Below are 7,997 nucleotides of genomic sequence, written 5' to 3' on the forward strand. Positions count from 1 at the left end.
TTAGCTAATAACTCAGGTGATTTACCACTGACTTCTAATTTAGCTGAAACGACCCAGAGTTCCAGTAAAAATTTAGATGGTACTACCCCCCCCCCCGCTTTTCAGTCGTCAAACTGAAGGAATATTTGCAGTCCCGATCGAACCCATCTCACCCTGAGTGAACGGTCAACAAACGAAGGGTCAGAAGGTATTGATCGCTGTCCTCTGGATAGGCAAACGGTAATACTTGCTGTGCCTCTACAGGAGCACCGTTAGACCGATCAAAAATGACGGAGAACTGCCGACTATCCGGGAGCGTTAGAGTCATTGTTTTATTGGCCGCTTTGGAGAGAGCAAACAGGTTCTTGACCGTCAGCCGGGATACCCAACCGGCCTCGCCATTGCCAGATAGCTCGATTGGCCTTCCGTGGGTTAGTTGCCCTTCCTGAATCAGCAAAGCACCAGTCAGGCTTCGCTCTGTATTCTGCTCGACAGGGTTCCATTCAAACTCATTGATCCAGAGAAGATCGTCCGGGAGGGTAATAGTGTCCAGTTGCATCAGACCGTCCTCATGCCTGCGTTTTTCAGAGCTTCCAGCAGTTTGGTTTCATCCGTTGAATCAATGCCGACATTGACTGCACCGCCGGGATATTCGAGCCGGATAATTTTTTGCGGAGCCGGTTGTGTGGTTCGGGTGGTTGGTGCCGATGTACTCACCTGGCTCTCTCGGAGGGTTTGGGCTTTTTCATTGTTGGCCTGCCGTCGACGCTCGTTGTAAATCTGCTCACTGATCCGCAGGGCAGAAGTGATATTCTTGATCGCCTCCTGATCCCCTTTGGCGATAGCCTCGGCCTGCTGTGCCTTCAGATCGTCACGCTGCGTTTGATAACGGCGTTGCTCAATGTCCGACTGCCTGCCCTGTAATTCATCCAGTTCATCTTGCAGGCTATTGAGGGTATTCCGGGAACTGTCGCCCAAACTGTCCATGCTCTGCTCTGCCGAGCGAATGGCATTGTTGAGGCGGTCTAAATCCTGATTGTTCAGGAGGTTCATCGTATCAGCGGCTCGCTCGCCCTGACGGAGAAAGCTTCTTGCTGTGGAGCCGCCGAGTTCATAACTCTCTAACAGTTCTTCGAGGGCGATCTTCTGTTCTAAGTACTGACTTTTGACATAAGCAGCATTTTTCGCAGTCTCATTCATCCAACTGCTGATGCCGGTTACATCGAAGGTATAGGAGTGCTGCAGCTTGTTAAGTTCTTCTCTGGTTTCTTCCAGCTGACTTTTCAGTTCGGCAATACTGCTGATCGCCTCCTTGGTGTTGACGTTACCAACGCCGTTCATGGCCACAAAGGCATCGTGCGCCGCACCACTCATGCCCTGTAGTTCTTCGGCCAGTGTGCTGTAATGACCGGCCATTACTCCGGCAATGGAAGCGGTGTCTTCAAGAGCTGCGGTTTGTTGTTCGCCAGCCTCGGTGACTTTATCAATACTCTGGCTGGTGCCTTCCGCCTCCTTTTTCAGCTGCGCCAGCTTCTGGCTACTGGCCTCCAGTGCCTGGGTGTATTCTTCCTGAGAGAGTGTTCCGGCAGAAAAGGCTTCTGCCAGAGCCACACCAAGGCTGGCTAATTCGGTGCGGGTTTCAGCAGCGTTGATCTGGTTGATGGCATCCGCTGCATCGGTAAACGCTGCTTTGGTGGTTGCTGCTGCTTGCTCTGCGGTTTTGCCAGTCTGCTCAACGTCTGCCCGGTAGCGCTCCTGTTCCTCACTGATCTGATCCCAGGTTACCTTGCTTTCACGACGAATGTCTTTTTGTGCCTGCTCATGGTTTTTCGAGAGGGCCTCATAAATACCCACCAATGCGTCTTTGGCGGCATTGGCATCTTCAGCGGTTTGTTTGGCAAACTCTTTGCCAAGAGAGCGCAGGTACTGAGTGGTTGCCTGCATCTCTTTGGCAATGGAGTCAGCACCTACGACCTCTGCCAGCTTGCCCCAGCCGAAGATGATTTCTCCGATGGTATAGAGAAATGCGGTCGCAAAACCTTTCACCGCCAGCGTAAAACTGTTGAAAAAGAAAGTGACGGTATTGCCAGTTACCGTAAAGGTGGTTTTCAGCTTATCCATCACCGTGGTGAGGGTGGCAAAGCTGGTTTCTACCTTTGAAACAAACCCGTCAAAAGAAAGTCCAGACAACGCCGATTGAATGGCCTCGCCCATGGCAATAAAAGCATCGCTGATCTTTTTCGCCAGAGCCTGCAAGCGACCGTCCTGATTCATCGCCTCTATTTTCAGGGTGATCGACCCGAGCAAATTCTTGGTGTACTCCAGAGCACCACTGTCGGCAATTTCAGCCAGGAACTGCTACCAGCTGTCTTTCAGGTTGCTGACATAACCGGACAGCAAGCTCATATTTTTGGCCGCTGCGCCTTCAGCACTTTTGCCAATTTCGGCAATCAGCAAAGCGATAGTATCCCGCCCCAACTTCCCGGCAGACGACAACTTCTGTAACTCCTGTACATTTTTGCCCGTAGCCTTTTCCAGTAATTCCCACACCGGAACGCCACGCTCTACCAGCTGTAGAATCTCCTCTCCCTGAAGTTTCTGTTTTGCCCAGGCCTGCCCCACGGCCAGCGTGATGCCATTCAGCCGCTCCATCCCGCCGCCCAGCTTGGAAGCCTGATCGACAATGGCCTGCATAGATCCATCCATGGGATCGAGACCAAAAGCTTTCAGCCGGACAAACGCTTCAGAGACTTCTTCCAACTGGAATGGCGTGTTGCGGGTAAAGTCCTTAATCCAGGCCAGTGCCCGCTCACCTTCCGCCCTGGAACCCATAATGGCTTCCAGCTGAACACGCAGGCGCTCAAACTTATCGCCAGTGGTCAGAATGGACTCAATGCCACGCTTGATGGTGTACAGGCCTGCCCCTGCTGCGACCAAGCCCGCAAATCGCCTGGATAAACGACCAAGGCTGCCAGAGGCTCGCTCCGCATCCCTGGAGATGTTTTTCAATCCGGAACATCTGAAACTCTTTGAGGCTTCTTTGACCCGGGTGTTGGCTTTCTGGAAAGCCGCTGAAGTTTCCCGAACTTCCTGTGCAACTCGTTCCTGCTGTTGGGCAAGCTGGCGATTGGAAAGTCCCATCTGGCTCAGACTTTTGCGCAATTCAGCCAACTTCTGTCGCTGCTGATGGTATGACTGGTTGGCTGACACGACCGCTTTACGAGCTGACTCCAGCCTGCGCTGTAGCGTTTTGGTGGGTTTCTCCGCCTGCTGATATTCCCGGGCCAACCTTTCAACCCTGGCCTCTGCTTCACGAAAAGCCCGGCCTGTCTCACGCACAGCAGACGTCTGCTTTTGGAAAGACGACAGCAATCTTTGTTGCTTTTCCAGCTCAGTGAGTTGGCTCTTGAGGGATTTGGCTGTACTGCGCAGGGATTCCAGGGAGGCAGCAGACTGCTTAACTGGACGTGACAGGGTATCCCGCGCTTTCAGTACCAGCCGAAGCGCGGATTCTTTGATGGAAGGCATAGGAAACTCGGAGGGTTATTGGGCCAGATCCAACTGCATAAACGGACTTAAGCCCTGGCCGGTAATGGTAGGATCGGACAGCACATCCAGCTGCAGAGGAATATTGGCAAAGTCATCGGATATAAAGCCCAGGTTCTGCACCGGTGAAAACTTCACTCTATGGACCCGGATATTAAACGGCAGCCCTTCCTGGGCATCATTCAGACCTTCCATAAAAAGCACAAACTCACGACCGGACTCCACCAGTGCCTGAACCATGTTGGTTGCCAGTGGTGTATAGCTGACTTTGATCCCCTGATTATCAATACCCCCACCATCAACAACCTTTATACCTGACTGAGTCAGTTCATAATCATCACCGGCAACAAGCGTAGTATCCAGACTGTCTTTTACCGTGATGGATTGATTAAGGTCCGGTAGCCGTTTAAAGGGAATCAGTTCATTGGCTACGCCATGGCTAACCAAAGGCTCATCGGTAATCGCAGTAGTGCTTGCCTGGTTGACCGTCCCCCGCAATGCCAGAGAAATATTACTCGCCGTAAAGTCATGAGCCACCACACTGGCGGTAATGCCCGACACCCGACTGATCACATTACGGTTACCTCCGCCACCCAGGTAGTTTTTCAGCTCCTTGCGATCCTCTTCAAAACTGAAGGTAAACTCGCTGACATTGCCAATGGGCAACAAGGGGGCCGATTGGTCATAGGGCTGAATATGAATACTGCCAGCACCGATAAAGCTACGATCCACCGTGGACATAGGATGCTCCTGCATTTGATTAATTGTTGAATGGGAGGTCAGAGAATGACGTCAATGATCAGCTGAATGTCTGCAAAAGAGAGTTGACCGGGATTGGGGGCAATATCGAACTGGGTCTCACTGAGCTGAGTACTTCGGGCCTCAGGAACCCATCGCTCACCGGTAGTAAATAACGCCCTGATTGAGCGGGTCAGATCCATCAGGGCATAGGTACTCTCTTCATTGGTTTTGATGACAACGCTGACATTGAGATTCATCTGCATCTTGACCCGACGCCCCTGCCGCTCCTGCTCCTGGAGTGATTCCAACTGAACCAGAATGGCAGGCTTGGGTAGTTCCTCATCCAACCCCAGTGCGGTGTAACCCAATAAAACGGTAGGAGTGACTTCCGTCAGGCGATAAACCAGCGCTTCAACAATTCTGGCTTCAGGACTCGATGTCGAAGGCATAGTTGAGTTCCTGCTCCATCAAGGTAGTGAACCGGTCGAGTAAAACCGGTTCCAGCTGTTGTAATACTGTTCTGGCCGAGCTCCAGATTGAGATTTCTTTCTTTTCCAACGGCACCCCCATCCACATCATACGACCCGATTTTTTGGAACGCTGGAATTTATGCTGCCAGGTGTCTTTCCGCTCAAACACCATGGAGTGAGTGGCGTTGACGGGGCGCATCAAAAAGGCGCCCTCCCAAAAACGAGGACCGGTTCGGACACCGCTTCTGGTCTGGATGGGTTTACCCAGATAATGAGCCGGAATATCGAGAGCACCAATCCAAATAATCAGGCTATAGTTCTGCCCTGCCCTATCTCCTGGCTGATACAGTGAAACCCTCACACGCCCCAGAGACTTCAACACCTTTTGGGTGATGTTCTGTCTTCTGGCCAACTCCCGTAATACTCGCCGTTCGGCAAATCGAGAGAGCTTGCGCAGTGAGCGAGCAATGGCTTTGCTGACTTTCTCCGGTGCATGATCAAACTGATCAATCAATTCATCGACAGTGCTATCCAATTCCAGATCAAGCTTCATGGAGTCGCCACCAGATCATTTGGCCATCGTCTTTCAGTTTGCGATCAATGATCCATTGCTGGTCCGCTGCCTGGATTTCATCGCTCCGTTGAAGTTTCAGATCCGCAGGCAGACTAATCACGGTGACCGTCTGCAAAACCGAATCAAACTGCCCGACAGGTACCAGCTCTCTGGAAATGATACCTCGGGTTTCTATCAGTAAAGATTCTCCCCGAAATACCATCACCGGCTGACCAAAGGTAGCCAGCACCTGCCGGTTCAGTTCACTCAGTTCATCTTGCATTTGATCACCGCCCGGGGCTTCAGGCAGATGGGCAGCGGGTTGGACTGAGTATGCAGCTGAACGCCTTTATCAAAGTCCAGAATCTTCTGCTTGGCATAACGGGGCAAACCGATGGTGTTCACTGTTTCGATAAAATCTGCCGGAGCGAACCAGGTACGGAAGATGCCAGTGCCTTCCGGGATGACATAAGCCTCATCAGATTTGATAAAGGGAATATCACCGACTTGACCCCGATACTCTTCCCAATCAATGTCGCCGAAGCGGAACCCGGATTTGGGGTCATTGCGCAGCAAGGCACTGTCCTGGTAACGGTGGTAGGCATCCTTCACATAATCGTGACCAACCAGTGCATCGTAGAAGTCAGCACCGCAAAACGCTCTGAGCCCTGAATAAGGCTGAGCCCCCAGGGCCTGATCCACTTTCCGGCGCAGCTTCACACATTGAATGCGCACCTCAGTGGCTGCATCGCTGAACTTGAAGGTATGCGTCTGTTGGCTGACACCAAACTCCTGGAACAGGTCATAGATGACTGAGCTGCCATCGGCATCGAGAATCTGACCTTTGATGGCGCCCAGCCGCAAATGCTCCAGAGTCACCTCGTGGTTGGCATTCATCTCAGATAACCGTTGATTGACCACCGTCCTTACCCCTTCCAGAGAACTCTCAGAGCCAAAAGCCCGAACATTCCGTACTTCATCCGCCACGATGGTGGAGTCATAAGGGATATGAGGGATGACAAAACTGCGCACCTTCCGCTTACCACCCTTGGCTTGAGGCGCTGGCGCTCCGCGCTCCGAGGTAGGCAACAGGATCAACTCACCGTTACGGGACTCCACCATGGCGGTGGTGGTATTGATGCCGCTTTCCGTAAACAGTCACAGTTCACCGATGCGGCCCGGCTTATAAGGCTGATCATTCAGGGTGGCAGTCAGGCTGGTCAAACTGAACGCATCGTCGTTAAAAATATCCAGCAAGCTCATGCGGATTCTCCTTGTCGTAAAATGATGTCCAGAGAAGCCAGCTCTTCGATGGCCGTGGTTTGTTGTTCTTCAGTGATGCCGTCCGGCCACACCAGCAGGTCCTGATGCACTTCTGCCAGCCGGGCAATGATGACGGCTTCTCCACCGGTCGCATCGGTGCTGACATGATCCCAGACCACACCGGCTGCCATTTGCATGCCAGTGTCTGCAGCCGGATCCAGTGGACCGTAAACAGAAGTGGCCGTGTTTTTACCCAGAACGGTACCGGGTAGCAAAATGAGGTCCGGAGATAATTCAACCAACTCGCGGCTGATGCTGTTATTTCCTTCGGACACGATAAATTCGCCAGTATGCACCGGCTCTGTCATGACAGGCATGGTCTCAATTCCTTTGATTGGAAGGCTTGGAGGGTTAAGCAGTGTTTGTCTGGTTGCGTTTGCGGTAGACAGCCTGGGTATCCACCAGAGGCTTGATGATTTGTTCCTGTTGATTGGGTGTCAGGGTGCTATCCAGCACATCGTCATCCCGGGTCAGCAGATCAAACAGTTCAATTCTCACCTGTTCATCACTTTTTCCCGATTGGATATAGGCTACCGCTTTATCAGTACAACGGGCAGCGGCACAGATGGACTTGATGGTTTCGCACTCCGCCAAACGACGCTGCACATCTTCAATGCCCTGGTCATTGCGAATAAATGCTTCTGCCATTTCCGGGTAACCGGCTTTATTACAGAGGGTCATCACTGCCAACGCATGAGCCGATGTTTTCTCTTCTTCCCTTTCTGGAGGAATCTGCACCAAAGGCTGTGGCACATGGTTGAACGCGCTGAGATCAAAGTGAGCAGCCATTTGAACCGCCTCATCCACTACATTCACAAAACCATGACCTTCCGCTTCGGTCGCTGTGAACCAGGTTTCTTCATTCATCAGATTGATGACTTCGGTCACCTCCAGACCACTGCAGCTGGCATAGGTTTGAGCAATCACCTCAGTGGTTTTGTCCAGCATATCCGCCATTTTACGCAGCTCTTCAGCATCACCACCCACCCAGCTAAAGGGATTGTGGATCATCAGCAGTGCATTTGTGGCCATATGAACGGTGTCGCCTGCCATAGCGATCACACTGGCAATACTGGCGGCCAGCCCTTCAATTCGAACATTGATATGAGCCTTGTGGTAACGCAGGGCATTATAAATGGCGATGCCGTCAAACACGGAACCACCGGGGCTGTTGATCCGGACGGTGATTTCATCCGCATCAATATCTTTCAGGTTACTGACCAGCTGCCTTGCAGATAACCCGGCCCAGTCACCAATTATACCAATCGTAATTTCTAAATCCTTAACCTGAATCCAGCTATGCTCAGGCATCATTACCAAGCATTTTATCTGGAACAGATGTCTCGTCGACCACAGCTACCCGAAGGTTTTGGGCATGTTGATTT

The 7,997-nt window shown here is 51.9% G+C and carries 10 protein-coding genes; all 10 read right to left on the reverse strand.

The features are described 5' to 3' along the window. Positions 1-148 precede the first annotated feature (148 nt). Entirely contained in the window at positions 149-538 is a 390-nt protein-coding gene (locus AK963_RS22730; RefSeq protein WP_066017705.1) for a hypothetical protein, read from the reverse strand. Then, positions 538-2,286 (reverse strand): hypothetical protein, encoded by a 1,749-nt coding sequence (locus tag AK963_RS22735; protein ID WP_139117596.1) that lies wholly within the window; start codon positions 2,284-2,286, stop codon positions 538-540. The genes AK963_RS22730 and AK963_RS22735 overlap by 1 nt, the downstream gene beginning before the upstream one ends. A 51-nt stretch (positions 2,287-2,337) precedes the next feature. Then, a complete protein-coding gene (locus AK963_RS22740; RefSeq protein WP_066017707.1) occupies positions 2,338-3,507 on the reverse strand; it encodes a tape measure protein in 1,170 nt (389 codons plus the stop codon). A gap of 15 nt (positions 3,508-3,522) precedes the next feature. After that, on the reverse strand, positions 3,523-4,266 hold the full coding sequence (locus AK963_RS22745) for a phage tail tube protein (RefSeq protein ID WP_066017708.1): 744 nt from the start codon (positions 4,264-4,266) through the stop codon (positions 3,523-3,525). A gap of 38 nt (positions 4,267-4,304) precedes the next feature. After that, on the reverse strand, positions 4,305-4,715 hold the full coding sequence (locus AK963_RS22750; protein WP_066017709.1) for a hypothetical protein: 411 nt from the start codon (positions 4,713-4,715) through the stop codon (positions 4,305-4,307). Further along, complete coding sequence (locus tag AK963_RS22755; RefSeq protein ID WP_066017710.1) at positions 4,693-5,289, reverse strand: hypothetical protein; 597 nt, start codon at positions 5,287-5,289, stop codon at positions 4,693-4,695. Before AK963_RS22755 ends, AK963_RS22750 begins: the two co-directional genes overlap by 23 nt. Further along, entirely contained in the window at positions 5,279-5,572 is a 294-nt protein-coding gene (locus AK963_RS22760; protein ID WP_066017711.1) for a hypothetical protein, read from the reverse strand. Before AK963_RS22760 ends, AK963_RS22755 begins: the two co-directional genes overlap by 11 nt. After that, a complete protein-coding gene (locus AK963_RS22765; RefSeq protein WP_083232848.1) occupies positions 5,557-6,411 on the reverse strand; it encodes a major capsid protein in 855 nt (284 codons plus the stop codon). Before AK963_RS22765 ends, AK963_RS22760 begins: the two co-directional genes overlap by 16 nt. A 137-nt stretch (positions 6,412-6,548) precedes the next feature. Further along, a complete protein-coding gene (locus AK963_RS22770) occupies positions 6,549-6,929 on the reverse strand; it encodes a head decoration protein (protein ID WP_066017712.1) in 381 nt (126 codons plus the stop codon). Between the two features lie 34 nt (positions 6,930-6,963). After that, positions 6,964-7,926, reverse strand: coding sequence for a head maturation protease, ClpP-related (locus AK963_RS22775; protein ID WP_066017713.1), 963 nt, complete (start codon positions 7,924-7,926; stop codon positions 6,964-6,966). Positions 7,927-7,997 lie beyond the last annotated feature (71 nt).

The sequence above is a fragment of the Endozoicomonas atrinae genome (assembly GCF_001647025.1).
Classification (GTDB): domain Bacteria; phylum Pseudomonadota; class Gammaproteobacteria; order Pseudomonadales; family Endozoicomonadaceae; genus Endozoicomonas; species Endozoicomonas atrinae.

Coding starts and splice junctions, on each gene's coding strand:
- AK963_RS22755 (WP_066017710.1), bottom strand. CDS start 5,289: ATGAAGCTTGATCTGGAATTGGATAGCACTGTCGATGAATTGATTGAT.
- AK963_RS22750 (WP_066017709.1), bottom strand. CDS start 4,715: ATGCCTTCGACATCGAGTCCTGAAGCCAGAATTGTTGAAGCGCTGGTT.
- AK963_RS22730 (WP_066017705.1), bottom strand. CDS start 538: ATGCAACTGGACACTATTACCCTCCCGGACGATCTTCTCTGGATCAAT.
- AK963_RS22775 (WP_066017713.1), bottom strand. CDS start 7,926: ATGATGCCTGAGCATAGCTGGATTCAGGTTAAGGATTTAGAAATTACG.
- AK963_RS22760 (WP_066017711.1), bottom strand. CDS start 5,572: ATGCAAGATGAACTGAGTGAACTGAACCGGCAGGTGCTGGCTACCTTT.
- AK963_RS22765 (WP_083232848.1), bottom strand. CDS start 6,411: ATGGTGGAGTCCCGTAACGGTGAGTTGATCCTGTTGCCTACCTCGGAG.
- AK963_RS22770 (WP_066017712.1), bottom strand. CDS start 6,929: ATGCCTGTCATGACAGAGCCGGTGCATACTGGCGAATTTATCGTGTCC.
- AK963_RS22740 (WP_066017707.1), bottom strand. CDS start 3,507: ATGCCTTCCATCAAAGAATCCGCGCTTCGGCTGGTACTGAAAGCGCGG.
- AK963_RS22745 (WP_066017708.1), bottom strand. CDS start 4,266: ATGTCCACGGTGGATCGTAGCTTTATCGGTGCTGGCAGTATTCATATT.